Source organism: Klebsiella sp. 141203 (assembly GCF_032601985.1).
GTDB lineage: Bacteria > Pseudomonadota > Gammaproteobacteria > Enterobacterales > Enterobacteriaceae > Klebsiella > Klebsiella aerogenes.
The window spans coordinates 1,078,087-1,103,826 of record NZ_JAQIRL010000001.1; the positions used below are offsets into that span (position 1 = coordinate 1,078,087).

General features: G+C 48.4%; 22 protein-coding genes, 4 tRNA genes and 3 pseudogenes. 15 read left to right on the plus strand and 14 right to left on the minus strand.

Annotated features, from left to right (window positions below; all coding sequences use genetic code 11):
• Nucleotides 1–78: 78 nt before the first annotated feature.
• On the minus strand, nt 79–996 hold the full coding sequence (gene nac, locus PGR29_RS05285) for a nitrogen assimilation transcriptional regulator NAC (protein ID WP_087860503.1): 918 nt from the start codon (nt 994–996) through the stop codon (nt 79–81).
• A gap of 315 nt (nt 997–1,311) precedes the next feature.
• Between nac and PGR29_RS05290 the strand changes: the two genes are divergently transcribed.
• The 3 genes from PGR29_RS05290 (at nt 1,312) to PGR29_RS05300 (ending at nt 3,217) form a co-directional block, all read left to right on the plus strand.
• Nucleotides 1,312–1,387: transfer RNA gene (locus PGR29_RS05290), tRNA-Asn, on the plus strand.
• 116 nt (nt 1,388–1,503) lie between these two features.
• The gene (locus tag PGR29_RS05295; RefSeq protein ID WP_213316853.1) at nt 1,504–2,217 is read left to right on the plus strand and encodes a 4'-phosphopantetheinyl transferase family protein; all 714 of its coding nucleotides are present in this window, start codon (nt 1,504–1,506) and stop codon (nt 2,215–2,217) included.
• Nucleotides 2,218–2,284: 67 nt separating this feature from the next.
• Nucleotides 2,285–3,217, plus strand: coding sequence for a nucleoside recognition domain-containing protein (locus tag PGR29_RS05300; RefSeq protein ID WP_316424181.1), 933 nt, complete (start codon nt 2,285–2,287; stop codon nt 3,215–3,217).
• On the opposite strand, the gene PGR29_RS05305 is transcribed toward PGR29_RS05300, so the two are convergent.
• Complete coding sequence (locus tag PGR29_RS05305) at nt 3,128–4,705, minus strand: alpha/beta hydrolase (RefSeq protein WP_410477022.1); 1,578 nt, start codon at nt 4,703–4,705, stop codon at nt 3,128–3,130. The two genes, PGR29_RS05300 and PGR29_RS05305, sit on opposite strands and share 90 nt — an antisense overlap.
• 148 nt (nt 4,706–4,853) lie before the next feature.
• Between PGR29_RS05305 and PGR29_RS05310 the strand changes: the two genes are divergently transcribed.
• Nucleotides 4,854–5,093 (plus strand): histidine kinase, encoded by a 240-nt coding sequence (locus PGR29_RS05310; protein ID WP_087860499.1) that lies wholly within the window; start codon nt 4,854–4,856, stop codon nt 5,091–5,093.
• Nucleotides 5,094–5,221: 128 nt separating this feature from the next.
• Nucleotides 5,222–6,676: an AMP nucleosidase gene (locus PGR29_RS05315; protein WP_015365878.1), complete on the plus strand. Its 1,455-nt coding sequence runs from the start codon at nt 5,222–5,224 to the stop codon at nt 6,674–6,676.
• Nucleotides 6,677–6,768: 92 nt separating this feature from the next.
• Here PGR29_RS05315 and PGR29_RS05320 read toward each other — a convergent pair.
• The 3 genes from PGR29_RS05320 to PGR29_RS24905 all read right to left on the minus strand — a co-directional run bounded on the left by PGR29_RS05320 (nt 6,769) and on the right by PGR29_RS24905 (nt 8,595).
• Nucleotides 6,769–6,844: transfer RNA gene (locus PGR29_RS05320), tRNA-Asn, on the minus strand.
• A 123-nt stretch (nt 6,845–6,967) separates the two neighbouring features.
• A complete protein-coding gene (locus PGR29_RS05325) occupies nt 6,968–8,407 on the minus strand; it encodes an EmmdR/YeeO family multidrug/toxin efflux MATE transporter (protein ID WP_316424182.1) in 1,440 nt (479 codons plus the stop codon).
• 95 nt (nt 8,408–8,502) lie between these two features.
• Nucleotides 8,503–8,595: a DUF5951 family protein gene (locus PGR29_RS24905; RefSeq protein WP_373431808.1), complete on the minus strand. Its 93-nt coding sequence runs from the start codon at nt 8,593–8,595 to the stop codon at nt 8,503–8,505.
• A gap of 5 nt (nt 8,596–8,600) precedes the next feature.
• On the opposite strand from PGR29_RS24905, the gene PGR29_RS05330 reads away from it, so the two are divergent.
• The 7 genes and pseudogenes from PGR29_RS05330 (at nt 8,601) to PGR29_RS05360 (ending at nt 14,798) form a co-directional block, all read left to right on the plus strand.
• Nucleotides 8,601–8,676: transfer RNA gene (locus tag PGR29_RS05330), tRNA-Asn, on the plus strand.
• A 247-nt stretch (nt 8,677–8,923) separates the two neighbouring features.
• Nucleotides 8,924–9,565, plus strand: coding sequence for a hypothetical protein (locus PGR29_RS05335; protein WP_316424183.1), 642 nt, complete (start codon nt 8,924–8,926; stop codon nt 9,563–9,565).
• A gap of 274 nt (nt 9,566–9,839) precedes the next feature.
• A tRNA-Asn gene (locus tag PGR29_RS05340) sits at nt 9,840–9,915 on the plus strand.
• A gap of 167 nt (nt 9,916–10,082) precedes the next feature.
• Nucleotides 10,083–10,508 (plus strand): annotated as a pseudogene (locus PGR29_RS05345) (tyrosine-type recombinase/integrase); the annotation flags it as partial.
• Nucleotides 10,493–10,651: pseudogene (locus tag PGR29_RS05350) on the plus strand (IS630 family transposase); the annotation flags it as partial. The pseudogenes PGR29_RS05345 and PGR29_RS05350, both read left to right, overlap by 16 nt.
• 665 nt (nt 10,652–11,316) lie before the next feature.
• Complete coding sequence (locus tag PGR29_RS05355) at nt 11,317–13,011, plus strand: hypothetical protein (protein ID WP_316424340.1); 1,695 nt, start codon at nt 11,317–11,319, stop codon at nt 13,009–13,011.
• Nucleotides 13,012–13,067: 56 nt separating this feature from the next.
• A complete protein-coding gene (locus PGR29_RS05360) occupies nt 13,068–14,798 on the plus strand; it encodes a hypothetical protein (RefSeq protein ID WP_316424184.1) in 1,731 nt (576 codons plus the stop codon).
• Nucleotides 14,799–14,855: 57 nt separating this feature from the next.
• Here the strand turns inward: PGR29_RS05360 and PGR29_RS05365 are convergent.
• Nucleotides 14,856–14,960, minus strand: a pseudogene (locus PGR29_RS05365) (DUF520 family protein); the annotation flags it as partial.
• 47 nt (nt 14,961–15,007) lie between these two features.
• Here PGR29_RS05365 and PGR29_RS05370 point away from each other — a divergent pair.
• Nucleotides 15,008–15,181: a hypothetical protein gene (locus tag PGR29_RS05370; RefSeq protein ID WP_316424185.1), complete on the plus strand. Its 174-nt coding sequence runs from the start codon at nt 15,008–15,010 to the stop codon at nt 15,179–15,181.
• Between the two features lie 91 nt (nt 15,182–15,272).
• Nucleotides 15,273–15,839, plus strand: a complete 567-nt coding sequence (locus tag PGR29_RS05375; RefSeq protein ID WP_316424186.1) for an RHS repeat-associated core domain-containing protein — start codon at nt 15,273–15,275, stop codon at nt 15,837–15,839.
• A gap of 564 nt (nt 15,840–16,403) precedes the next feature.
• Here the strand turns inward: PGR29_RS05375 and PGR29_RS05380 are convergent.
• The 4 genes from PGR29_RS05380 to PGR29_RS05395 all read right to left on the minus strand — a co-directional run bounded on the left by PGR29_RS05380 (nt 16,404) and on the right by PGR29_RS05395 (nt 21,250).
• Nucleotides 16,404–17,759 carry a right-handed parallel beta-helix repeat-containing protein gene (locus tag PGR29_RS05380; RefSeq protein WP_213794508.1) on the minus strand — a complete coding sequence of 452 codons (1,356 nt, stop codon included), beginning with the start codon at nt 17,757–17,759 and terminating at the stop codon, nt 16,404–16,406.
• A 108-nt stretch (nt 17,760–17,867) separates the two neighbouring features.
• Entirely contained in the window at nt 17,868–19,301 is a 1,434-nt protein-coding gene (locus PGR29_RS05385) for a glycoside-pentoside-hexuronide (GPH):cation symporter (protein WP_113373529.1), read from the minus strand.
• A gap of 94 nt (nt 19,302–19,395) precedes the next feature.
• On the minus strand, nt 19,396–20,406 hold the full coding sequence (locus PGR29_RS05390) for a LacI family DNA-binding transcriptional regulator (protein WP_213316847.1): 1,011 nt from the start codon (nt 20,404–20,406) through the stop codon (nt 19,396–19,398).
• A 271-nt stretch (nt 20,407–20,677) separates the two neighbouring features.
• On the minus strand, nt 20,678–21,250 hold the full coding sequence (locus tag PGR29_RS05395; protein WP_213316846.1) for a hypothetical protein: 573 nt from the start codon (nt 21,248–21,250) through the stop codon (nt 20,678–20,680).
• Nucleotides 21,251–21,381: 131 nt separating this feature from the next.
• Between PGR29_RS05395 and PGR29_RS05400 the strand changes: the two genes are divergently transcribed.
• A complete protein-coding gene (locus PGR29_RS05400) occupies nt 21,382–22,272 on the plus strand; it encodes a LysR substrate-binding domain-containing protein (RefSeq protein ID WP_087860491.1) in 891 nt (296 codons plus the stop codon).
• 47 nt (nt 22,273–22,319) lie between these two features.
• Here PGR29_RS05400 and PGR29_RS05405 read toward each other — a convergent pair whose 3' ends face one another.
• From PGR29_RS05405 to PGR29_RS05420, 4 genes are all read right to left on the minus strand, one after another.
• Nucleotides 22,320–22,658, minus strand: coding sequence for a DUF1869 domain-containing protein (locus tag PGR29_RS05405; RefSeq protein WP_113373526.1), 339 nt, complete (start codon nt 22,656–22,658; stop codon nt 22,320–22,322).
• Between the two features lie 9 nt (nt 22,659–22,667).
• Entirely contained in the window at nt 22,668–23,000 is a 333-nt protein-coding gene (locus tag PGR29_RS05410; protein ID WP_087860660.1) for a DUF1971 domain-containing protein, read from the minus strand.
• 214 nt (nt 23,001–23,214) lie between these two features.
• The gene (locus PGR29_RS05415; protein WP_113373525.1) at nt 23,215–25,131 is read right to left on the minus strand and encodes a putative bifunctional diguanylate cyclase/phosphodiesterase; all 1,917 of its coding nucleotides are present in this window, start codon (nt 25,129–25,131) and stop codon (nt 23,215–23,217) included.
• Nucleotides 25,132–25,141: 10 nt separating this feature from the next.
• Nucleotides 25,142–25,639: a molybdopterin-dependent oxidoreductase gene (locus tag PGR29_RS05420; RefSeq protein ID WP_087860488.1), complete on the minus strand. Its 498-nt coding sequence runs from the start codon at nt 25,637–25,639 to the stop codon at nt 25,142–25,144.
• Nucleotides 25,640–25,740: the final 101 nt, after the last annotated feature.

Consider the following 25,740-nt stretch of genomic DNA (forward strand, 5'->3'; position numbering starts at 1 on the left):
TAATGTCTATTGTTAAAGTCTGTTTACCCGGCAAACAAATAATAAAAACCAGCAACTTATTCCTTAAAAGAATATAACCTAACTGACCAGCTGTAATTCACGATTCTCCAGGGACGGACGACTGACCAGCGACAGCAGGATATCTTTGACCGCCTGCGCTTGAGGAGATAAGCCGCCGCGCGCCGAAGTATTCAGCGATAGCGACAGGCTCATCGACGGCGTGCTGATGCGCGCCATCCAGCCATTAGCCGTCCCACACAGCGCGCGCGCCGCCGATTCCGGCAGTACGGTGACGCCCATACCGCTGGCGATTGCCGCAGTTAACGTGGTGATGGATTCGATCTCGCCAATCACTTTAGCCGACAGGCGGCGTAAGGTGAAAGCCTCCGTAACTCGTGCGCAAACGGCGCTATAGTCGCGGGGTAAGAACAGGCTCATTTCCGCAACGGCTGAAAGATCAACGCTTTGTCCCGGACAGTTTTGCGTGCCGACCAGATACAAATCCTCTTTCAGCAGCGGCTGGCTGACCACGCCCGCCACCGGCGAACGTTCATACAGCACCGCCATGTCCAGCTGACCGCCAAGCAGCTTGTCATTCAATACGCTGCCGCTGCACTCCTGCAGATATACGTTCACCTCGGGCAGTTCATTACGTACCGTTTGCAACAGCGGCATGGTGATCGCCGAAGCCGCCGTTCCCGGCGCAAGGCCAATTGCCACCTGCCCGCTCAGCGTCTGGCCAACGTTATGTACTGCCAGATGCGCCTGCTCACACTGGCGTAAAATGGTCCGCGCGTGGGTATAGAGAATCTTCCCCGCTTCGGTTGGTGTAACGCCGCGTTTGGTGCGGATCAGCAGTTTCTGCTCCAGTTCACCTTCCAGGGTCGCTACCTGCTGGCTCAGCGCCGGTTGTGCGATATGCAAGACTTCAGCGGCCTGGGTCAGACTGCCGATATCGACGATTTTCACAAAATACTTCAGTCGTCTTAAGTTCATTTTGCCTCCTGTAAGGGAATGCCACTACTGGCCATTAAGTTACAGGGATTTTGCAAGATGCTTGCCAGGTTTTACGTCGTTGGGCCATTGCCCTTCCGGTGCGGCAAAATAAGGGTTTGTGATAATACAGGTGGCTTCCATGAGCGCATGATATGCCCCATTAGGGGTATAAATGCACCATCGTGGTGCATTTCCAGCGAGCTTTGCCATAAAAGGCTTTTGATTGTTGAAATTGTCAGCAGTCGAACGTTTTATGGCGAATCAGCCTTTGACAACACCGCAAGTCATCGATAATATGCGCCCCGTTCACACGATTCCTCTGTAGTTCAGTCGGTAGAACGGCGGACTGTTAATCCGTATGTCACTGGTTCGAGTCCAGTCAGAGGAGCCAAATTTAAAAAGCCTGCTTTCGAGCAGGCTTTTTGCTTTATATTTCACATAACTCTTCTGCTTCGTTCATCACCTGCGATATGGTAGCGCCATACTTGTTTTGCCTGATGAGCCTGCATGTTTATCGTTACCGACACCTTTCACGATCAACCCTTTATTCAGCATGCCGAGTGCGGCTATCTTCGCGCTGACCCGGCGTTAAAATTTTGTCGGGTACGTTTCGCCAGGTCGCAACTACAGGACGCTCTTTTTAGCCAGTACGCCATCCCGCTCCCGCCTTCTCTTACTGGCGCCGTCGCCAAACGTAAAGCCGAATATCTGGCCGGGCGCTATTGCGCGCACTATTTGCTGCGACAATCCGGCTGCTTAGAGCCGGTGTTAATCGCCGCGGACCGCGCGCCAATTTGGCCGGCAGGCTGGCGAGGAAGCGTCTCACATAGCGAAGATATCGCCATCGCGGTGGTTAGCGCCGAGGACGACGGCCTGCATCCAGGGGTCGATATCGAGCATCTGCAACCGGAGATCATGCTGGAAAGCGCCGATATGTTTGTCTCAAGAACGGAACAGGCGCAGCTTTCCTGCTGCGGCCTGGATAAGGAATGGGCACTGCTGCTGGCTTTCTCAGCCAAAGAAAGCCTGTTCAAAGCGCTTTATCCGCGCGTGCAGCAGATGTTTGATTTCGATGCCGCCGCCATGGTCGCTCTCGACCCGGCAAATCAGCGTTTCACGTTGCGCCTTAATAAAACCCTCAGCGACGCCTTCCCCGCAGGTAGCCAGTTCAGCGGCGAGTATTACTTCAGTGAAGGCACTGTTCTTACCTGTCTGCGCTAGCTGTTCATTTCGCCACTTCGGGATTATGATGACGCTAACTATTTGACCTGCATACAGTGATAGATAAATGGATGTCATCGGCATCATTATGTCAGCGGGAAAATCCTCCGTCGACGTAGCGCTTTATACCTTGTTACCCATTATGGTCGTCATGCTGATCATAATGAAATATCTCGAAGTCCGCGGAATTCTCGACATCATCGTGCGCTGGCTGGCGCCGCTGCTGAAGCCCTTTGGGCTGACCGGTATGAGCGCCTTCGCGCTGATTCAGATAAATTTCGTCAGCTTTGCGGCCCCACTTGCCACACTGGCAATTATGGATAAACGCGGCGTCTCTGACCGACAAATGGCCGCCACCCTGGCGATGGTCTTCGCCATGGGTCAGGGCAACGTTTTCTATCCCTTAACGCCGTTCGGCCTGCACTGGCTGGCCGCGATCGCCATTTCTATTATCGGTGGGCTCTGCGCCGCAGCGGTCTGCTGGTACGCCACCGGGCGTAAGTTATCCATTGTCGAGAGCAGCCGGGCAGAAGCGCTCCCGGAAAGCGAACAAAATAATCACGGGCTGATTGCGGTGATCAATAGCGCCGGCGCCGACGCTATCCGTCTGGCGCTTGGCGCCGTGCCGATGCTGATTTTATCGTTGACCATCGTCGGCCTGATGCAGGCGGCCGGCGTCATCGAGATGCTGCAGCGCGTACTGATGCCGCTGCTGCTATGGCTACATATCCCCGAAAACTTCGTCCTGCCCGCGCTGGTGAAATGTGTGGCGGGCGGCACCGCCTATTTCGGGGTTATCTCCGAGCTGGCGCAGCAGGGTAAAGTGACGCTCAGTCAGATTAACGCCTCCGCAGGGCTGCTCATCCAGACCTTCGACCTACCAGGCATCGGCATTTTCCTTGGCGTCAGCTCAAGATTTGTGCGTCTTTTCCGCTTCGTCGCCCCTGCCGCCCTCATCGGTATTGCGCTGCGCACGGTACTGCACACCCTGTGTTTCTGAGAACGACGGCAGACGCTGATTAACCCGCTGCAGCAGGTAGGGGAAAAATGGGTTAGAGGTGGCGCGCATTAACGTATCAAGGCCGACGCTCAGCGTCGCGGTCTCGCCGCGTAGCGAAATGGTGCCAAGGCTAATACCGCTAAGGTTTTTCTCCGTCGGCTCGCGGCCATACAGCGAATCGGTGATGGGGAACGGCACCGCGACATGCGAAAGCGAGTACATATCCTGCGGCCAGGCCAGATGCAGCGCCTGCGTTCTCTCGGCAGTGTGCCCCGCCAGCGTCAGGCGCGCGACGGTATCGAGGGTGTGCGGAGTCGCATTCGTCACGATCGTCGTGGAGTACGGACGCGGCGCCGGAGGTAACAAGGTATTCACCGCCGAATAAGTCGCCGGGCGAAACAGCGCCCGCAGGTTCGCCGCCTGATTAATATCGAAAATCACCAGTTCGCTGCCGTTGTCCGGCAAATAGCGGTATAATGAATCAACCACCGCCCGGGTACTGACTGTAGAATCAATCACCGACTGAAAAGTTAACACCGGCGCGATAGAGGCTAAGCGCTGGCTCTGCGCCGCCTGGATAATCTGTTTTTGCAAGGCCTGGGTCAGCAGCCACGACTGGCGCGCTGCCTTTACCGGAAAGGAATTGTATTTATAGGGATTAAACTCCGGAACGACGTTTAGCCACGCCGCGCGCGCAAAGGCGGGAAATATCGAAGGCAGTCCAGCCAGTCCGGCGAACCGGGCAAAAGCGGTTACGCCAATCATCGGCGATAACAGTATTATCTGCTGCGGCCTGACCAGCGATTTATCGGTCAATTCATCGAGCGCATACTTCAGCGCCAGCGCGCCGCCGTTAGAATATCCCACCAGATGCAGCGGCACATCCCCACCGGCACGTCGCATCGCTTCCCGAACCGCCAGGCGGGTTGTCGCCAGCCATTGCTGCCAATCAACGCGGGTTAATGCGCCCGGCGCGGTACCGTGGCCGGGTAAGCGCGGCGCCACCGCGACAAAACCTTGCCGTTGATACTCTTCCGCCAGATAGCGCACGCTGTAGGGGGAGTCGGTTAATCCATGCAGCAACACCACCGCACCACGCGGTTTGCCGGATGGCAGTAATATAAAGGAGCGATTCCAGTCTGGCGTAAAACGTTGCGGATAGACCAGGCTGTCGCGATAAAAGCGATTTATCGGCGTTTTGTCAGCGGCAGGCAGTTGGTCGCTGACCTCACGCCGCAAATCGGCAAATATCTTATCTTCCCGTTTGAGATAGCTGGCAAAACTGGCGCGGTCGATTTCATCAGCGGTCATCTCATCCCCAGACCAGGTATGCCAGCGCTGCAATGCAGGGCCACGTTCCGATTCATATATTCGTCCGATGAAAAATACCACCGCTACAATAACCGCCGCTGCCAGCGCTTTTTTCGCCAGCGAGACTATCCTTAATCCAGATTGATTCAGAAGCTTGTTAAATCGCATCAAAGCCATAGGTGGTATTTGCCTGTCCCGCTGCATCGCAGAGTTAAGATTTAACAACTTCAGCTAAACGTAAATTAAACCAATGGGTAGTTTCAGTTGTCTTTAAAGCACTAACGCGTCAATTATCATTCTGAGTGTAACAAGCCTGGGTGAAAACATGGAGTGGTGGGTCAAGAAAGTACGGAAAAATGCCTCTACAGCAACAACTTGCGTGGTTCTACAGAGTGGCCAGATCGTGGTAATTGCTGAAATCGAAAGCCGATGCAGACTACAGGAAGGTGATAAGCTAACGCCTGGTCCTAATGCACTTTATTACATCAACAATAACGACGCGGCGACATTAAGAGTGGTAAGCGCAAGTAATTTTAGCGCCGAACGCTGGGCACAGACTGCCTGACCCTGCGCGGCTAAGCTTTTATTATCAACGAGTTTGACTATTTACCCGGGCCTGTAATTTTCCTTCGCCATTTTCACGCTGTAGCATACTATCAACAGTATCAGCAGACCTGAAACAAGGAGCGAATGATGAACCAGAAGGCCGTCAGTCTGACCCCGGAGCAGGCGCTTTCCCAGTTGGAAGCGCAGTATGAAAGAGCGGTTAACGCGTTGCGTAAGGCCATTGGCGAGTACATTCACCACAATATCCTTCCTGATGAAATAGCCCGTGCTGAAGGCTTATTCGTCTATCCTCAATTGTCTGTCTCGTGGGATGGCGCCGAGCACAAAGCCTTAAAAACCCGAGCCTGGGGGCGATTCACCCATGCAGGCTGCTACACCACCACCATTACCAATCCAAAACTCTTTCGCGCTTATCTGCTGGAACAATTAACTCTGCTATATCAGGATTACGGCGCGCATATTAGCGTCGGCAATTCGCAGCACGAAATTCCCTTCCCTTACGTGATTGATGGCTCTGCGCTGACGCTGGATCGCTCGATGAGCGCCGGATTAACGCGTTATTTTCCGACCACCGAACTGTCGCAGATTGGCGATGAAACCGCCGATGGCCTGTTCCACGCCACCGAGTATTATCCGCTGTCGCATTTTGACGCCCGCCGCGTCGATTTTTCACTTGCGCGCCTGAAGCACTACACCGGCACGCCGGTTGAGCACTTCCAGCCGTATGTCTTGTTTACCAACTACACGCGTTACGTCGATGAGTTCGTCAGCTGGGGCTGTAGCCAGATCCTCGATCCGGATAGCCCGTACATTGCCCTCTCCTGTGCAGGCGGGATTTGGATCACCGCCGACACTGAGGCCCCGGAAGAGGCGATTTCCGATCTGGCGTGGAAAAAGCACCAGATGCCGGCCTGGCACCTGATCACTAACGACGGTCAGGGTATTACGTTGATCAACATCGGCGTCGGCCCGGCCAATGCCAAAAATATTTGCGATCACCTCGCGGTGCTGCGCCCTGACGTCTGGCTGATGATTGGCCACTGTGGCGGCCTGCGTGAAAGCCAGTCGATAGGCGACTATGTACTGGCGCATGCCTATTTACGTGACGACCACGTGCTGGATGCGGTGCTACCGCCGGATATTCCCATCCCGAGTATCGCCGAAGTGCAGCGTGCGCTGTATGACGCCACTAAACAGGTTAGCGGCATGCCGGGCGAAGAGGTCAAACAGCGTCTGCGTACCGGTACGGTGGTGACCACCGATGACCGCAACTGGGAATTGCGTTATTCCGCCTCGGCGTTGCGCTTTAACCTAAGCCGTGCGGTGGCCATCGATATGGAAAGCGCCACTATTGCCGCACAGGGCTATCGTTTCCGCGTACCTTACGGCACGCTGCTGTGCGTCTCCGATAAACCGCTACACGGTGAAATCAAGCTGCCGGGACAAGCGAACCGCTTCTATGAAGGGGCGATTTCCGAGCATCTGCAGATAGGGATCCGCGCCATCGATCTGCTGCGCGCCGAGGGTGACCACATGCACTCCCGCAAGCTGCGTACCTTCAACGAACCACCGTTCCGTTAATCCCGGTCAAGCCCTGCGCGCTATTTGCCTAGGGCAAAATTGTACGGATACAGAAAAGCAAAAAGCCTGCTCGAAAGCAGGCTTTTTAAATTTGGCTCCTCTGACTGGACTCGAACCAGTGACATACGGATTAACAGTCCGCCGTTCTACCGACTGAACTACAGAGGAATCGTGTGAACGGGGCGAATACTAACGACCACGCTCAGCCATGTCAAAGATGTTTTTAATAATAGCGACCGTTTGCCGATTTATTCTTCACTTCGACTAAAAAGTAACACTTTTTTAGGATATTCATGACTTTTCTTCCAGCCGAGCCTTTAATCGCGGGTACTTCCTCAGCCAACGCCCGGTGATCATCCGGCGATAGAACAACAGGCCGCGCACCGCCCAGTCAAGCACCATACCCAGCCAGACACCGATGACGCCCATGCCCAGCATGATCCCCAGCGTATAGCCAGCAACCACCCGGCATCCCCACATACCCAGCATCGAAACCCACATGGTGTAACGCACGTCGCGTGCGCCTTTAAAGGCACAGGGCAAGGTCCAGGAAAGCGACCAAATTGGCATAAACAGGGCATTGAGCCACAATAACTCTTTAACCACCACTTTTACGTCTTCTTCGCTGGTGTAGAACGAAGCGATCAAGCCGGCGAACGGTGCGGTGCCCCAGGCAATAAGCGTCAGGATAATAGTCGACAACCAGAACACGAACCAGGCCTGACGTTCCGCCTGGCCGACCTGCCCTTTCCCCAGTCGTTTTCCGGTAATAATAGTTGAGGCCGAACCCAACGCGTTACCCGGCAGGTTAATTAACGAAGCCACCGAGAAGGCAATAAAGTTCCCGGCGATGACGTTGGTCCCCATCCCGGCAACAAACATCTGCGTCAGCAGCTTGCCGCCATTAAACAGTACCGATTCGATGCTCGCCGGGATGCCAATGCCCATCACCTCCCAGATAATGGCAAAGTTAAACGGCTTAAAGTAGCTCTTCAGCGAAATGCGCAGCGCCGGGTTAAAACCTGTCATCAGAACCCAGATGGTTGCCAATGCGCCAATATAGCGGGCAATAGTCAGCCCCAGCCCGGCGCCGACAAAGCCAAGCCCCGGCCAGGAGAAGAGGCCGTAAATCAGGATACTGCTGATAATAATATTGAGAATATTCATCCCACCGTTAATTAACAGCGGGATTTTGGTGGTCCCCGCGCCGCGAAGCGCGCCGCTACCAATTAAGGCAATCGCCGCCGCCGGATAGCTCAGCACTGTCAGCTCAAGATAGGTTAGGGCCAGTGCCTTAACCTGAACCGTGGCGTCGCCGGCAACGATATCGATAATCTGCTCACCAAAGGCGTGAATAATCGCCGCCAGCACGATCGAGAACAAGGTCATGATCGCCAGCGATTGACGCGCGGCCGCCCTCGCCCGCTTTCTATCGCGCTTACCGAGGCTGAAGGCCACCACCACGGTGGTGCCCAGGTCAATCGCGGCAAAAAACGACATAATGACCATATTAAAGCTATCGGCTAAGCCCACCCCGGCCATCGCTTCTTTACCGAGCCAGCTAACAAGGAAAGTACTCAGAACCCCCATCAACAACACGCAGGCATTTTCCAACAGGATCGGTACGGCAAGGGGACTAATTTCACGCCAGTAGAGCACCCGATAGCTCTTGCGTTTTTTAAACCAGGACGTGCGCGCTACGGCCTGGCGTACTGCTGAAGTGACGTTCAAGGGAGACCTTAGTGAGAAGAGTTGAAACAACATTTCAAATGATGATTGAGAACTGCTAATCCTGCAAAGTATTTTTCCTGGTAATTTGTTGGCAATTACGACAAATTGTCGATAGATGCAGCAAGCGGCTCGCCACAACTGAATTGATATTTGACAAAAATTTTTTCGCCGCTAAGATACCATTCCACACGATTCCTCTGTAGTTCAGTCGGTAGAACGGCGGACTGTTAATCCGTATGTCACTGGTTCGAGTCCAGTCAGAGGAGCCAATTTTAAGAAAAGCAGACGTTCAGCGACGTCTGCTTTTTTGCTTTCTACCCTCTTCTGTTCCACAGACATCAAACATAACGACAAAACCTGCTGAGCAAAGTCGAAATGAATATTGCCTGGTGCGTTTACGCGCCAACAGGAATAGCAAGGTTTACTGTCTTCGTGGTAGCATAGAATCAAGTTAGTCTGAAATATTTAGATGCTTTGAGAAAATATTGTTAACACATACATACCAGGATTAAATACATGGATAGATCATTATTATTTTTTTATTGCCTGGCTGGATTTTTCCTGACTTATTTCTTATTCAAATTAGCAAAAGACAAATATAAATTACAAAGCTTAATGTTTATCGTTTCGCTCATAATAAGTTTAGTTATCGCATCTTCCTTTTCGGCTTTATCAACAGGACTATGGTTTTTAGTAGTAATAGCATCGACATTTACCCTTTTATTTTTATCCGGGATGTTCATGGCGCTACTAAAACAGTTTGTAATGCGCCGATACATTCTGCGTTGTGTTGATAATTTGAAACGGCTATCTGCTACCGAAATGGTTGAATCTTTAATTAACAACCATAACAAAACACAGTGGTACGTTTTATATTTCCCTATAGACGGCGCCATGGAAATTGGCGTTAATTTATTCGGCGACAATCCTATTATTGGCAAAAGATTATACATTAGAACCATGACAAACCGCCAAATGTACTTTATTCCTGAAGATATCTCCGGCACTATAGATTTACAATCTAATATAGCTTGTACGTTATATGAATTTTATACCCTCACCCCGCAAACCAAGAGTTTAATTGAAGATTATTTGACCAGAATTAAAAATGGTCATTTGCAGCCCTGGCTGCTAAATGCAGAACCCGATGAAAAATAATCCATTCACTTCTAAAGTTACACCTGCGTTGTAAACAGGTGTAACCGGATGACGATTGTACATTCACCGTTCAAATGACTCTTTGCAGCAAGCACTGAAGGCAGAGTTTTTCGGATCTGCTAGTGCTCCCCTCACCTTTTTATTGCTTAAATTTTCGCTTCAGTGCTGAAAAAACCTCTACTACTGATGATTTTACCAGCGAACAATCGCAAATGGCGCAATCTCCTTTGACATCCCGTTACTCACTCGCTAACATGCGCCCCGTTCACACGATTCCTCTGTAGTTCAGTCGGTAGAACGGCGGACTGTTAATCCGTATGTCACTGGTTCGAGTCCAGTCAGAGGAGCCAGATTTTAGTTTCGGGACATCCCAGCGAGTCCGGAGACATTAAAAAAAAACAAGAACTTATTTTTACCCGGTTGACCTGAGAAGGTATGCCGGGTTTCTTGACATCCATAGTTTTTGGGGGCTTAATCGGGGGCCTCACGGTCCGTTGAGAGAATGGAGCCCCCACCTGTGGCATTAACCGATACCGCTATCCGCAAGATCAAACCCACCGAGAAATCCTTCAAGATTACCGACAGTTCAGGACTCTACCTGCTGATCAAACCCAACGGCTCAAAACTCTGGTATATGAAGTACCGCATTGGCGGGAAAGAAAAGAAGCTGGCCTTTGGCCCCTACCCGGATGTTTCCCTGTTCAAAGCGCGTCATCTATGCGACGCCGCACGCGCCAGAGTGCGTGAAGGGGCCGCTCCTGCCGCTGATAAGAAGATCGCGCAGCAGAAAAAGAAAAACGGACATACCTTCCGCCAGATCGCCATGAACTGGCACGCCGATCACCGACGCTGGTCTGCGCATTATGCCGCGACTATCAAGCGCAGGCTGGAAATATATGTTTTCCCGGATATCGAAGACAGCCTTATCGTTCAGATCGCTACTTCAGCAGTACGCGAGAGTTCAGGGACACAATATCTGTCTTTTTTAACCAGACGCTGCCGGATATAGCGGACTCACTGACATCAGGAATTAAAGATCACTTTCAGGTGCTCACTCCCGCATCTTGGGGTTTATTGGGTATATAATCGTTAATAATCATCAGCGAGTTGTTATCAAATTAAAAACAACGCGCTCGTAATACTTAAATTATTCTTACTGGTAACTGAAGCAAACTCTCTCCTGCCAGAATATACTCCTCGCACCCTTTACATTAACTATTTATTTCTATAGCATGCAATAAGTTTCAGGGAGTTACTATTCATACAAGGAGATCATCTTGAAGAAAATATTCATAACAATTATAGTTTCATTATATTGCGCGAATATATGTGCAAAACAATCCCCCAGTACAGAATCCAAACCCGTTAATTTCATCGCACAAATTCAAAATATCGATTTTAATAAAACCGCCATTAGCAGTGATCTGAAACTTTTACTCGCCGACCGTTATTATTTTAAAGATAAAACACCCTGTAATACTAACACCCTTTCTGCGCGCGCAGAATCAATGGGACTGACGACAGAAGAATATATTAATAAAATACGCAGTTTAAGACCGGCTATTCTCGATGACCGTTATTTTTACCTGACGGTCGATCAGTGCGATGCTGGCGGCACGCCCATGCTGACTGGAATCGAGCTATGTACCGAAGCGCTGTGCGGTGCCAAATACATGAAAAGATCGTCTGACTTGTGGCTGGATGATGAACTGCAACCGACGGTTAAACGTCAGGCAACAACAGTAGTCCATATGCCCCTCCCCTATGACAAAGAGAAAAAATTATGGAAAGTCACCGGCTGGTATCTGGAATCCTCAGAAGTAACAGGGGAGGTGATGCAGAGTAAACAGATAGCCTTTGAAGGCTATACCAACGAAGAAAACTTCGCTAACCGACAACGTGTTTCTGTATTTAAATCTTTCTATGAAAGCGGCAATCTCAAAAGTATTTATCATTATAATGCGCAAAATAAGCGTGACGGAAAAGCTGAAACTTACTTTGATGAAAAAGACAAAATAGCAGAAACGCTGACGTTTAAAGATGGTCAACCCGAAGGGGAATACATCGTATACCATGAAAACGGAGCCGTTGAAAGCAAACGTTACTTTGCCCAAGGTAAAATTAAAGACGGCGAATGTCCACATTTTTATGATAACGGTATTTTAAAACAAAAACACAGCTATTTAAATCAGAAACTGGAGGGCCCGGCATTTGAATACTTCCCTGATGGGAAAATAAAGGAGAAATATTCATACAGTAAAGGCACCATTGTCGGCACCAGTACGGAATATTATTCTACCGGTAAAATTCGTGGTGTTTACCACAGAAATAACCAAGGTGAAAACAACGGAACGTTCGAACAATACAGTGAAGAGGGCAAACTCCTTTCTAAAGCGACCTATAAAAATGGCAAGCAGCTTTCTGCTAAGAGCTGGTATGGAAATGGGCATCCCAAAGAAGAATCATCTTTTGATAGTGAAGGCCGTAAACATGGTGCGGTCAAAGAATGGTTCAGCAACGGAAAGCCTGCCTCATCCAAAATGTATAAACATAATGTGTTAGACGGGGATTTCGAAAAGTGGTACGAAAATGGTCACCGCGAATCAGTCTATCCCTATAAAAACGGTATGCTGAATGGGGACGCTAAGCACTGGAATGAACAGGGCAAACTCACCTATACCACCGAATATAAAGACGATAAAAAGCAGGGAGCCGATCGCCGCTGGAGCGAACGTACCGGCAAACTTGTTGAAGAGGTTATGTTTGCTAATGATGAAAGAAACGGCCTGAAAAGAGAGTTTAACGATCGTACGGGTAAGGTCTTAAGTGCGCTGCCCTATGTCGATGGCGACAAGGAAGGTACAGAAGAAGCCTATGATGAAGACGGCATAAAATACATCAGTTGTTACCACAACGATGAAGAGCTTTCAAAGCTATATGCGCCGACTGACGTCACCAATAAGGCAAAGCAGGGTGACAGCACTGCGCAATATCATTTAGGTAAGTATGAGTTTGAATGCACAAACTACGATGTGGCGATGAAATGGTTAACTCAGTCCGCAGAGCAAAATCATCCCGGCGCGCTTCTCTTTTTGGCCTATGCGTACAACGACGGTGATGGCGTAACGCAAGATAGCAAAAAATATCTCTCCTATTTATTCAAAGCGGCAGAGCTTGGAGAAAGTGATGCGCAGTTAGAAGTGGGATATTTAAATCTTATCGGCGAAGGAATGCCGAAAAACCTGCCGGAAGCCTATAAGTGGATTAAAAAATCCGCTGACCAAGGAAATGCTCAGGCGCACTATAACCTTGGACTCATGTACAGGAATGGTGATGGTGTTGAGAAAGACCTCAACAAAGCCAAACTTCATCTTACAGCAGCGGTAAAAGGCGGCGTCAAACCTGCACTGGCAGCCTTAAAGGAATTAACGCCTCAAACTAAGTAAATATGACTTTGCTGTAAAGAGGCTATTCAAACGGAACTGAAAGGATACACGTTGCTATGAAATTTAAATTCGCCACATTACTCACAGCCGCCACGGTTTTTTACTCTTATCAGAGCGTTGCACAAAGTCAGCAATCGCCTGATGTCTGGTCAGTTGTCGAACAGAAACTGCAAAATGCCGTCCCTTTAAATGAAAGCACCACTTTTAAATCGCAGGCAGCCTGGTTTGAATTACACAGGGAACTGTTTATGTACGGCCCGATGAGCCGTGCGGATGCATTACTGAAAAAGCTGGACACACTGTCGATTGATGCGAAGTTTTCGCTAAACCATGAGGCCTCGTGGATCGCTGAAAATAATAGCCCGGATGCCGCGATGGTTTTCCTGTCCAAAATTGGTCTCGATAAACCGTCGAGCATTACCGCCTACGAGAGCTACGTTGATGGCTGGGTTAATCGCAAACAGCCTGAAAAAGCCTTAGCCCTTCTTAGCAAAAATGCCGACGCGAGGAATTTTTATTTAGCCACGGTTTTAGAATCCTGGCACTCAGAGCCTGATAAAACCGCCGCCATTTATAATGAAAATTACGCTGATAAAATTGTTGTTCCTTATATTCAGCTAAAAATGCTGCTTATTATTGCAAAGCAGTACCATGCCAAGGGCGACACCGCAAAGGCGTTGGTTTACGCAGATAGAGCGCTGAAAATGTTTGATACGGCTATTGCTCAACAACCGAGTGTTGAAGCCTACCGTTATCAGGAGTATCTCGACCTGATGGAGATCTATTACGCCACAGGTAATAAAGAGAAGGCGATGGCATTGTCTGCGAGATTGCGCAAAGCAACCGGCAATAAAGGAAGCTATTTCCAGTATTCATTACCGGGATTGCTCTCTTTTTATAAGAAAAACGAGCTGACACAGAATTATCAGGAGACGCTTTCAACCTATGTGACGCAGGTCGATAAAATATTCAATTTTGCCCCTTCGCCGCGCATTGAAATGGAGCTGATTGATTTATTAAGCAAGCTTGATGATGTTGCGCAGATGAATAAGCGTATCGATTTGCTGATGAGCGCGCCGGAATATACCTGCTACGACGACAGGTATTGCTACGAGTACAAAATCAAAGCGCTGAAGAATCTCTTTCAGCATAAGCAGAATGCTGTGGCGGAAAAGCATATCGCAACCCTCTCCGCCGAGGCGCAAACCCTGACGTTCGCCGAATGGGAAGATGCAACAAATGAAATGGGTGATGTACTCAAAGAAATTGGTCATCCTGAGGCAGCGGAAAAATTAGCCGTCAGCGCCGAAGCAATTTACCTCAGCCAAGAAAAAGCCTGGCCTGATGAAGATATGTCGCGTTCCTTTCAAAGACTTGCGGAGCTTTACGGCTATGGCAACGACACGGTGAATGCCAAACGGGTATTACACCAGCACGTTCCCTCTCTCGAAGAGGAGGCGATGCTCGACCACTACATGAATGCAAAACAGTGGAGTCAGGCAAGGGAATTGATGATTAACGCAGATAGGGTCGATAATAAAAACCTGATGCTGTTACGCCAGATTTGTGCTGAAAACACGCCCGAGTGTCAGGAACATATTACCTTTACGCTGAAAAAATTAACCACGCAGGCGTCGATTACCCGCCAGGACGACACCGGTAATCAGCAGCTTTATCAGATTGGGAATATTTTTCACAGATTGGGTATCATACCGGGAGCGGAACAGCAGGCGCTGATTCAGGCGTTGTATAACAAGGCCGCAGAGCCTAAAAAAGCCACGCCTTAATCGATTTACCCGCCCGGCCACCTTTCTCACATGCGGGAAGGCGGCCGGCGGGAAAAATCAATCGCGGAAGTTTTTGAACTGGAACGGCTGGCCCAGATTGTCGCCGCGCACCAGCGCCATCGCTGCCTGCAGATCGTCGCGGAATTTACCGGTCACACGCACTAACATAAATCCGAATCCAACCCCACAGAGATTACCGTAAGATATTAATGTTGACCCAACACCACCTGCCGGAAGACCCGTGCTGGAACGCCCTGTACGAGGAGTTCAGCTTTGACGGCGACGACAACCTACTGGGCATGAACATACCGCCCGAAGGTGGCGAGCATCAGGCGAAAGTCAAAGGCGACCGACTGCTGCTACAGGGCAGACCACCACTATGAGTACGACGAGTTCGGCAATCTCATCGCTGACCGCTGGGGCAAGGCGCAGTGCCGGGAGCACCGATTTGAATGGAACTGCGAGCACCGGCTGATGCGCTTTACCGACGTGCGCCACTATGATGATGGAGGCTTTCCGCGCCACTCATGGCGCTATGAGTATGACGTCTTCGACAGGCGCATCCGCAAGACCGACGAGGAAACCGGTAAATCCATCCTGTTCTTCTGGCAGGACGACCGGATGGTCACCGAGTGTGACGAAGCGCACGCGGATTTTACTCCCAGCCTCATGTTTAACCGGCACACGAAAGCCACCGACTTTGACTGCACCAGCTATCGGTACGAGCCGGGCTGCAGCTTCCGCCCTCTGGCTCAGCTTAAAGGACGCGGCGTCGGCAGAACCGTCAGCTACTACGTCAACGACCATATCGGTATACCGCAGGAGCTGCTGGACGAGGACGGCAACGTAGTGTGGAGTGCCATATATCGCGCCTACGGCCATAGAGAAATGCAGGCGGGTAACTGCCAACCACTGCGTTTGCAGGGGCAGTATGCCGATGAAGAATCAGGGCTGCATTATAACCGCTACCGGTACTATAATCCGTTAGCGGGGAGGTATATCAGTCAGGATCCGATTTCGATTCGGTTTGAATACCTATAGTTATGTACATGATCCGCTGGGGTGGGTGGATCCACTGGGATTGGAGGGGTGTCCAGGAACAGAAGGCCCTAAAGCACAAGACCCAAAGAAAGCTCATACATGATTATGTCCCCTAAGACCTCAGTGACGGTCATAATAGGTATGATAAGATCTTTCCAGTCAAACGGCATGGCCTATATTTCCTGATACAACGATGAATTTCTTGGGAGATGGCATCCGAGGTTGCAAGACGGCTGCTGCCAGCGCTTGGCGGGCAGCGGATACACTATAGCTGGCACGGTGGCTGCGGTTAAGGCGGTAAATGCTGTTTTTACGGAGGGATTGGTCTGTCGTCCTCCTGGAACGGAGCCAACCGCCATATCTACCTACGGTCAGAACAACAATCACAAACGTGATATATATCACATTTAATAACAGCAATAACATTTGGGCCTTATTGAGGGTCGCGTTTTAATATTTAAAACCAAATTAATTAAAATTCAAAGAGATATATTAGATATCGCATCCAGTCAGAGAAGCCAGATTTAGAAAAGCCTGCTTACGAGCAGGCTTTTTGCTTTTCTATTATGACAAGCCGGGTACCGGCGTCGCTCTAAACGCGTTGACCGCTTTATCAAGCACAACCTGAGCGTCGCTTCCGGAATCAAGTATGATATTACGTTGAGATGCTGCGTCGACCTGTACGGTCGTCACGTCGAGAACTTCCAACCCCTCTAATGCCAGCAGCGCTCTAACTTGTGCAGAGAAACAAGATTCTGCATGACCTTTTAACAATGATGTATCGGTGGTAGCAACAATATGATTGTCAGAAATATAGTTACTATCTCCTGATGCCAACCGTATTATGACAGGTGTCGCGCCAGCAGGAACGATATACTGTTTATCAATCGATTCAGAAATATGGTTAGCAATAATCGAATTATTCTCACCTTCTATATATAGCAACCCATACAAGTCATCTAAACCATTACTATACGGCTGCATAGGTTCCCAAGGCTCATGTTCACGGAAAAAGTGGTTTGCCGTCACCAGGTTTTCTGAACAGCTATTCTCAAAAACCAGCATCCCTGGATAGAATGAATGAAATCTGTTGCTGCTAACTGCAGAACGGAGGACACCAGAAAAGTGAATACTGCTTTTACCGCGGGGAAAAATGTTGTTTGCTGTAACCAGAAGGCCACCAAAGTTCTCTGCATAAATGGAATATCCTCTATAACCGGCACCTATCAAATTATCGGTTATTTTTGAAGCCTGTCCCGACCCACGGAGTTCTATACAATTACCGCACTCAGCAATAAAGTTATTATGTATCGCCAATGCATCGGCATTATATATAGTGATGCCGTGTTCAAGATATACGAATCCCATTCCACTAATGCGGAATGAGTCCTGCGCACTGGCAATATAAATACCCGTTTTACCATTGAGATAGGTGTTTTCAGGATCGTTACTTCCCGAACCGTCATCCACAAAATGTAACCCATCAATGCAAAAATCCGCGAACTCAACTGAGCTTATTCTTGGGTCACCGCTACGCTCAATATAAAAAGCCGCCCCTTCCGCTTCCGGAGTCGTAGATGATGGTGTTATATCAACAAGTATACGACTACCGCCTGGCCACAATTCATGCCAGCTTGCCCAATCACTTTCCGGAGTATTAAAACGGATACTTGAAGAGGTAAACCCATGTCCGTCTCCTTTAACTTTCAAGTAACTGATGTCTATTACTACCTGAGTGAGCAAATGATAGTCTCCAGGCGGGATATAGATAACAGCCCCCGGTTTTCCACCATCATTGACATCTGTGTCTGTTTGCCGATTTTTAATATCGGCAATAATACTATTAATCACTAAACCGATATCTTCAAAAGGATTACCTTCACTCCACTCTGTTACATCATAATAATTTTCACTCGACATGCGTTATTTTCCTCTACATTATTAGGATAGGTAGATATTACGGTTCTATTGACCTCTGAATATTATAATAATTAATAATACCCCTAATTTCTTTCAGGAGAATTTTAACTAATGGTTAACCACTGCGGTCCTATCTCGCTCGATGTCATGATGCGGTGAAGAACCGTTATTGAGTTCACGCTTAGCGAGTTCCACTTTAATTTGTTCAAGAAAGTGGTTATTCAATTTAAAGTATCTAACTACGAATGCGCTAATAAAATAGGTAATCATTGGCAGTAAAGAAAACATAATAATGATACCTTCGATAGTCTCTGTGTTTTGTTGAGGTTTATTAGCGATGTAACCCGTCAATGATAATATCCACGCAACAATCGCACCAGCAACTGCCAAACCCATTTTTAACATAAACAAATTACCAGCAAATGAAATACCGGTAAGGCGTTTACCGTATTTCCAGTCTCCGTAGTCATCAACGTCGGACATCATGGCCCATAATATTGGCCCTGATTGAATCAAATGCAGGATGTTAATGATGATAAAAAGTGTAAGTAGTGGTAGCAAAGACCTGGGATCGACAAACCATAGAGCTAAAGAAAGGAAGCCAAGAACGATATTAATCGAACGGAACAGCTTAATTTTATCAAAACGATCGGTGAGTGGTTTCGCTATAACACTACCTAGCATGTTACATGCAACGCCAAGAGCCAAAAAAAACGTAGTAAATCCGACGGAGGCTTGCATAACATAGGTAGCATAATAAATAGTCACTGCACCACGAATAAATGCCGGAAAAACATTAAGGAAAGTAATAAAAATCATCAATAACCATTGATCGTTTTTGATGATATCTTTTAGATCATTTATTAAAGAGTCATTAACTTTAATTGCAGTAACACGTTCTTTGATACTGGCAAAACAAAAGAAGAACATTAGTGTCGCAGCACCTCCCATGATTACCATAGTCAACTGAAAACCAGCCGCTCTGTTACCGTTACCTAACCAGTCTGTTAAGGGTAAAATTGAAGAGGAGACTATTAGCGTCGCCAATCCATTGAGGAAAAATCGCCATGACAAACAGCCTAAACGCTCTTTCTGATTTAGCGTGATCACACCAGCTACTGAGCAATATGGAATATTGATAGCAGTATAAATCAATGACATCACAAGATATGTCACCCAGGCATAAACAATTTTTCCATTCATGCTTAAATCGGGTGTTGTGAACATCAGTACTGCTCCCAAACCAAATGGCAATGCCATCCATAATAACCATGGTCGGAATTTACCCCATCGGCTACGAGTACGATCGCAAATCGCCCCCATAACCGGGTCGCTAAAGGCATCAAAAATACGAATGACCAGAAACAAGGTACCGACAACACCGGGAGCTAAACCATAAACATCCGTGTAGAACCATGTTAGATATAACGCCAGTACACTCCAAATCATACAAGAACCAGCATCTCCCATTCCATAACCAATTTTTTCTTTTAAACGCAGTTTGCCGTAAACACCTTGCCTTTCGATTGAGTTTGCAGACATAGAAGACCTCTAGAGTATACAGTCATAAGTGTTCAACAGAGGTTAGTAAACCAATGTTAATTTATATTTATAAGTTGATAATGGCGTATGTAGATTAAAGCAAAGTAATATTAATACTCACGCTACTCTCCCGTATAATTAAACGAGAGACAATTTCGTGCATTTCAATACTTTCTTGTTTTGTTTCGTTGTTAATCATTTGAAATGCCAGATGGGCGATTTCACTTATCGGTTGTGCCACACTAGTAATTTTTTTAGTTTGTGCCAGTAAAGTATTATCAAAACTAGCGATGGCAATATCTTCAGGCACAGATATTCCTTTTTCTTTCAAGCCATCAATAATATAACTAGCAGCCACATCGTTATAGACCCAGAGAGATGAGCAATGATTTATTCTCTCGGCTAGCCTGACAATAATATCATCGAGTATACTAATATGCCCTGATGTTTTCTCACCCTCGCCTTTCGCTATCCAAAACTGATTCTCTTTATCTATAGTCAATCCCTGTCCGGTAATTCGTTTTGCCCATGAAAAAACCTTTCGGTTATCCGCGCCTTCCTGCGCTACAAATCCAAACGTGGTATGACCGGTCTGAATAAAATGCTCGGCTATAACTTCCGCCCCTTTGCTTTGATCGATAGAAACAGAATTGAAAAATCGCGACACCAGTGTAACCACTGCAACGGGGATATTAGTCGCGATGAGCCATTCTGCAAGTTCGCTTTCGGCTTCTGTTGGCACCCATAGCAAACTGTCAATACCCATACTAATAAGCGTATATATTATTTGCTTATCTAGCTGCGGTTGATTCTGATGAGTTTTGACGATAACCGTTTTACCGATGTATCTTGCCTCCTCTTCAAATGTCGCCAGCAGTTCACAAAAATGTGGGTTGACAAGGTTTGGCAGAACAACTGCAATCAGCCCAGAACATTTCCCACTCAATTGAAACGCACTCTTGCTAGGCACATAGCATAAGAAATCCATTGCCTCACGAACTGCTTTGCGAGTTTCTGGCGCCACGCTGGGATGATTATTCAGCACGCGTGAGACCGTAGCGGTAGATACTCCAGCTTTTATTGCTACGTCTTTAATGGATGCCATAGTAAATAACTGCGTCGACCAAGAATGACGTAACTATAAAGTGTGATGGAAGTCAAAAATGTAAGCCACTTCACATGTTGCCGCGTTACATAAATCCCCGCTTTTTCTCTCAATTCTGCTGTCACTAAAATAACTAAGCGTTCACGACTAATATTTAATGGATTCACTGACAAACAGAGGATAACGGGCGCCACGCCAGAACCAAAGTCGTCGTGGTGTTACGCTTGCGTAGATGATAGGTAGGATTTGCTATGGTAAATAACGGGCCGATTTACGACATTTCCTGCTGTCTAATTTTCATCAGCACCGCTCCCAGCAATGCCAGATCTACCAGGACCGCCAGTGCGTAGACAAAACCTCCCTTTCCCGAATCCGCATAGTGATTGGTTAGCAGAGTCGCCAGGATAATAATAACGATACCTGCTGTCATCGGGATGTTCGCCATCATGCCCGACGAGTATCTTGCTGTAGCATTGTTTTTCCAGACAATACCCGCACCTAATCCACCAAAGGCGATCCCCGGAATTTGAGATAGCCAACCGTGTCCGCTATTCCACAGCACCAGTAACATTAACCAGCCCATAGCGGACAGCACAAAGGCGTAGCACGATACCCTAACGCTATAATGCGCTGGCCACGGCTGCCAACGCGCGATTGCATAGCCAACAGCAAAAGCTGCCGTCAGCGTCAGCAGCGACGCCAGAGTACCGAGAGTGCCAATCATGGAGGAAACGCTCAATAGCAGCGCCCCCGCCGCGAATACGCCACTTAGCGCGATAGTTTGCGTGAGCGGGGCCTCGCAAGTGGTTGCCCCACCAGCTCGCTGATTACGGTAGATATTCATTATTCACTCCTGATAATCGCAAACACTGATGAATTTAATTCAGTGTCTATTTCACATATCAGTAGGCTATCCCCTGTATAATAAGTACGGCAAACGCATAAATTTCAGCAATAGATGAGAAAAACTCAGCCATGAGAAAAACCCGCCTCCCGCCGCTGGGCGCGCTACGCGCCTTTCATGCCGTTGCCCGCTGTCGCAGTTTTAAACGCGCCGCCGATATGCTTGGGGTGAGCGCTACCGCAGTGAGCCACCAGATAAAACTACTGGAATCTGTGCTGGAGTGCCGCGTCTGTGAACGCAATGCCCTGGGAGTCAGCCTTACCGACAGCGGTGAAATTCTCTATGCAGGGACTCAACGCGCCTTTAGCGCGCTGGAAGAAGCGACTACGCAAATTGTTCGCTCACACCAGCCGCCGTCACTCACCGTCACCACCACCTCCAACTTTCTAACTCACTGGCTGGTACCACGGCTGGCAGCATTTAAAGCGGAATTCCCCGCTATTGACCTGCGGCTGCATACCAGCGTCGAGCGGGTGGATCTCAACCAGCGCAGCGTTGACGTCGCGATTCGCTATCGTGAAACGCCGGAGCGCGAACTGCACTGTACCTTGCTACATGAAGACCGCTTTATCGTCGTCGCTAGCCCAACGCTGGGTATTACACGGCTGGAGGATTTGCATCACGCAACCCTGTTCCACGTTGAACATCGTCACGTTCCGGCTGATTCGCCGGGCTGGGAAAACTGGCAGCGTCGCTACGGGCCACCGCAGCTGAATATCGATGCTGGGTTAACCTTCAGCGATGAGACGCATGCGCTACAGGCGGCGGTAGCAGGACAAGGCGTAGTGATTGCCAGCGAGCTGCTGGCGCGCGATCTGTTGCAACGCGGGGTATTAGCGGCACCATTTGAGATGTCCTTACCGGGAGCAAACTATTATCTGGTGGCGACACAAGAGTTAGCACAGCGCGACGATATCAGCGCGTTGCGGGACTGGCTACTGCAGCAGATAGCGATGAGTTGAAACCGGAGAAAGAGGCAGATATCGGACGATATCTGCCAGACGGTGTGTTACCAGCCGCAGACGTTAGTCTCTTCGTCAGATTCATAACCGCGCACAATATTGATAAGCTCTTTCACCGCGTCAGCGGCATGCAGTGGATCCTGAAGCGCCTCGATTGAGGCGAAATCTTTATCTACCGATACACCATTATTATTGTTAGTCACCATCAGGCTGAACCCTTTGCCCTGTGCGTTATCGGCAGAAAGATCCTGAAGCAATTCCGCTACTGCCTGAACCGCAATATCAGGGACATAAAGCGCCATCGGCTTCAGATAAATTTTCTCTTTTTTTTCATTATTGTTGTTATTGGTTATCGCTAATGAGTAACCTTTATTTTCACTGTTCATAGACTCAGCTTATCCCTCAATCAGAATTTTAGGGTCGACGTAAAAATCGACATTAAATACGGTATCGTCAGTTAATGCCTCAATGCAGTGCCATTTTTCCGCAGGGAAGACACCAAACTGCCCCGCTTCAATAGTCATCGTTTCAACAGGGTCTGGGCTCGTTTCATCGGCATAACCATAATAGCGTATTGCACCCTGCATCACCGATAAACGCGGATAGACGCCCTGTCGCGTACCGGCATCAAGATGGCGCTTCCAGATGGACGCGGGAGCGGTCTCCTTGGTCCACATGGGGGTGGAGCGGGTCTGAACATAATGGGTAGGTATAATGATTCGCTGCATGATTTGCCTCTCTTTCCGCGCCGTGAAATAGCGCCGCGAATGAAACGATATATTGCATATCATATACCCCTTTTAATTGCTAAGGGTATTATTTTTTTGATCCTATTTTATCTACCACTATTTATACCCATTACGGATTAGGTTTATTTAAAATATAAAAAAGCGCCTGTGATAGTTCACAGGCGACAGTTTAAAGACCGAAGATTATCTTTTTTCAGTTGTTATTTAAAAGCCCCGGCTTCCCGATTAAATATCCCTGAACGAGATCGCAACCCAATTGTTGCAGCGAAGTTAACTGTTCCTCGGTTTCAACACCTTCGGCGACAATGCGCATATGTAAACTTTTCCCCATACTGATGATCAGGCGCACGATATCGAGGTCATCTTTTTGCATAGGAATATTGACCACAAACGAGCGGTCAATTTTGATCTTATCAAAAGGGAAATAACTCAGCCGCGACAATGACGAATAGCCGGTACCAAAATCGTCAATTGAGATCTGAATCCCCTGCTCGCGCAACTGGCTGAGGATCTCCAGCGAGCGCGTATTCTCGTTAAATACATCAGATTCCGTAATCTCAAGATCAAGGCGCCGCGGGTCGAGACCGGTCTTCTTTAGCACCGCCGCCACCGTGTCTGTGAGTGAGGTATTGATAAGTTGAATCGGTGAGACGTTTACCGAAACCTTCAGCGGTTGCTCCCAGCGGGCCGCCTCCTCGCAGGCAGTCTTCAGCACCCACTCGCCAAGTGGGTTAATCAGGCCGGTTTTCTCCGCCACCGGGATAAATTCTGTAGGCGGCACCATACCGCGCAGTGGATGAAACCAGCGCACCAACGCTTCGTAACCGTAGATTTCACGCGATACCGTGTCGGCGATCGGCTGGTAGTAAACCTTGAACTGGTCGTTTTCCAGTGCATGTAGCAGATCGTCCTCAAAGGATTTGTTTTCCTGTAAACGTTGTAACATGCCGGGACGAAAAATCTCCACGTTGCCCGCGCCCGACTTTTTCGCTTCATACAACGCTAAATCGGCACATTTGTATAAGTAATCAGTACGACTTTCACCATCGGAGATAACGATGCCGATGCAAGCGCCAATGTTAATTAACGAATCGTAGATATAGTACGGTTGGCTGATTTTTTCGCGGATCACATCCGCCCGCTCCAGCGCCATTTCTTCGCTCAGATCCTGCGATACCAGGGCAAACTCATCGCCACCAAGGCGGTACAGCGTCTCTGATGTTTTACGAAAGAACGACAAACGGCTGGCGAGCTCCTGAAGCAACTTATCGCCGGCATCATGTCCTAAGGTATCATTAACATCTTTAAAATTATCGAGGTCAAACAACATAACCACTGCGCAACCATTATAAGGTTTCACGTGATTAACCACTTCCTGTAGCCTCTGCCAGAAAGAGAGGCGATTAGGCATACCTGTTAACGAATCGTGATAAGCGTCATACTGCAAACGGCGGTTCTGTACCTGAAGTTTCTCTTTCGACAGCTGTAAATCATTAGCTAACAGCTTCATTCGCACATGCGCGCGACGCAAGTTGTTATTTTGTCGAAGCATCAATAGGCCAAGAGTGATACACATCGTAATCAGCAAGATTGAAATCACCGAATAGATGTAATAGAGATGCTGAATCTTATCATGCGTAAGATTAACGACATCAAAGTCCTGCGCCAGGGTCATGGAGGCCAGTGAGGTCATTGGGCCATCCAACTTACTCATCGTGTATAGCAGAGTCATCATCTGCTCAGGCGTCATGGAATCCAGTTGCCTGTCGAGTTGATCGAGGATCTGAATCAGACTGGTGACCGTCGCCTGCCGCTGCTCGCTTTTTCTGATGAACTGACCAAGATCGCCCTGCTGCAGCAATTCAATCTGGCTCATCATTATTTCCAGGCGCAGGCGTACCTCATCACGGTCGGTCCCCTTCACGTTCAGCGCCAGGGCGCTTAAACGAGCCTCCAGACGCATGTATTCAGAGACCATCTGGGACACAGACCACGAGTCGGTATAACGTGTTAATTTTTGCAGCTCACTCTGCCGCTCATGCACCAGATAGGTAATGTATCCGGTGACGATAAAAAGCGACAAAATAATGGCAGTGAGTATTCGATTCAAGATCAGAGCCTTACTCAATTATAATCTTTGAAACCTGCCATGCCGAGCGGGAATAATAGATTTGGTTCTGCAACTCCGCGCTACTATCGTAGGGATAAACAATAAAAAGGGGCCCTTTGTCACGAATGCGCATATATTCACCATTCATCTTCAGCGCGAGGATCACCGGGAATTTATGAAAATCATCCACCGGCACCTCGGTCGTATAATCGTTAAGGGCCATCACCTTCGCCGTCTTACCTTGCGCACCCACTAAGTCCATAAGTTTGCTAAGTGAAATACCATCAAAGCGCACTTTTCCTGAATACCAGGGAGTGGTTGTGATCACTGTCTCATTGCCCAACTTTTCTAACGCGGCGACGTCAAATACGGCAGTATCGCCTTCGTTTGTATTGGTAATCTTTCCTGAAATGGTTAAAACGGGTTTGCCCGTTGGCGCAGGCAGTTTTTCTGCGAAAGCATTAGGTAAAACTAAAACATAAAATAAAACTGCAAAAATTAGACGCATATCACCCACCATATCCAGCGTTGGAGATAGTAATTGTAAACCATTTACGTGAATTCTTAAAAGCCGTCCCAATGGGGCAACAAAAATAAAATAGCAGTAAT